Origin of the sequence: Micromonospora maritima (assembly GCF_902825405.1) — a bacterium.
In the GTDB taxonomy this organism is placed as follows: domain Bacteria; phylum Actinomycetota; class Actinomycetes; order Mycobacteriales; family Micromonosporaceae; genus Micromonospora; species Micromonospora maritima.
Genome location: NZ_CADEAU010000804.1, coordinates 1 through 1591 on the forward strand (window position 1 = coordinate 1; position 1591 = coordinate 1591).

A 1591-nucleotide genomic window follows, 5' to 3' on the forward strand; every position below is an offset into this window, starting at 1 on the left:
CGAGCCGACCACCCGCCGCTGGGCCACCCGCGCGGTGCCGCCGGAGGACGGCGACGGGACCTGCCGACTGCCCGAGGCGCTCCGCGCCGGCACCGCCGCCGTCGACCACCAGCGGTACACCGGGCCGGAGAGCGCCGACCGCTGCTACGGCGGCGCGCTGCTCCGGATGCCCGGCGGCACCGAGGTGGTGCTGGTCGGGTCCAGCGACCCGTTCCGCAACGACCGCATCGCCGAGTGGGGCAACGAGGACCTCGCCACCGGCCTGCTCGGCGGCGCCCGCCCGCTGGTCTGGCTGGACCTGCCCGGCCCGGCGCCCGCGCCGACCCGGTCGCGCGTGCCCGGGGAGCGGGAGACCGACGCGCCGCCGACCGGTAGCGGCCCCCAACGGACCGAACGCCCCGACCGGGCCGACCCGCCGCGTCGCGACAACCCGCTCTGGGCCGCCTTCCCGCAGTGGTTCTGGGCGATCCTGGTGCAGCTCGCCGTGGCCGGGCTGCTGGTGGTGCTCTGGCGGGCCCGCCGGCTCGGCCCGCCGGTGGCGGAGCCGCTGCCGGTGACCGTCCGGTCCGCCGAGACCGTACGCGGCCGGGCCCGGCTCTACCGCCGGGCGGGCGCGCGGGACACCGTCGCCGCGACGCTGCGCGGGGCCGCCCTGGACCGGATCCTGCCCCGACTCAACCTGCCGCCCGACACGCCTGACGACGAGGTGGCGACCCGGATCGCCACCGTCGTCGGCGCCGACCCCGCGCAGGTGGCCGACCTGCTGTACGGCCCCGATCCGGGCGACGACCGGGAGCTGCTGGCGCTGAGCCGCGACCTGGACACGCTCACCCGTACCCTGGCCCCGCATCCGAGCGAAGGAGAACCCCGGTGACCGGACCCGTCATCGCCGCCGCGTCGCCCACCGCCCCGTCCGAGGCGCGGGCCGCGCTGCACCGGCTGCGCGCCGAGGTGGCCAAGGCCGTCGTCGGCCAGGACGCCGTGGTCACCGGTCTGGTGATCGCGCTGCTCTGCCGGGGGCACGTGCTGCTGGAGGGCGTGCCGGGCGTGGCCAAGACGCTGCTGGTGCGCACCCTGGCCACCGCGCTCGACCTGGACTCCAAGCGGGTGCAGTTCACCCCCGACCTGATGCCCGGCGACGTCACCGGCTCGCTGATCTTCGACCCGCGTACCGCCGCGTTCACGTTCCGGGAGGGGCCGGTCTTCACCAACCTGCTCCTCGCCGACGAGATCAACCGCACCCCGCCGAAGACCCAGTCGGCGCTGCTGGAGGTGATGGAGGAGCGGCAGGTCACGGTCGAGGGCGGGCGCCGCCCGCTGCCCGAGCCGTTCATCGTGGCGGCGACCCAGAACCCGGTCGAGTACGAGGGCACCTATCCGCTGCCCGAGGCGCAGCTCGACCGTTTCCTGCTCAAGCTGACCGTGCCGCTTCCCGAGCGCGACGAGGAACTGGGCGTGCTGCGCGCGCACCACGCCGGCTTCGACCCCCGCGACCTGCGTGCCGCCGGCGTACGTCCGGTGGCCGGCGCGGCCGACCTGGCCGCCGCGCGGGCGGAGGCGCACGCGGTGCACGTGGCCGAGCCGGTGCTCG

At 76.9% G+C, this 1591-nt stretch carries 2 protein-coding genes; both read left to right on the forward strand.

Going from position 1 to position 1591, the window contains the following annotated elements:
* A partial coding sequence (locus HUW36_RS32440) for a DUF4350 domain-containing protein (RefSeq protein WP_174531533.1) occupies positions 1-874 on the forward strand: 874 nt, incomplete at its 5' end.
* Positions 871-1591 (forward strand): AAA family ATPase (locus HUW36_RS32445; protein WP_174531534.1); only part of this gene is annotated, 721 nt, incomplete at its 3' end. The genes HUW36_RS32440 and HUW36_RS32445, both read left to right, overlap by 4 nt.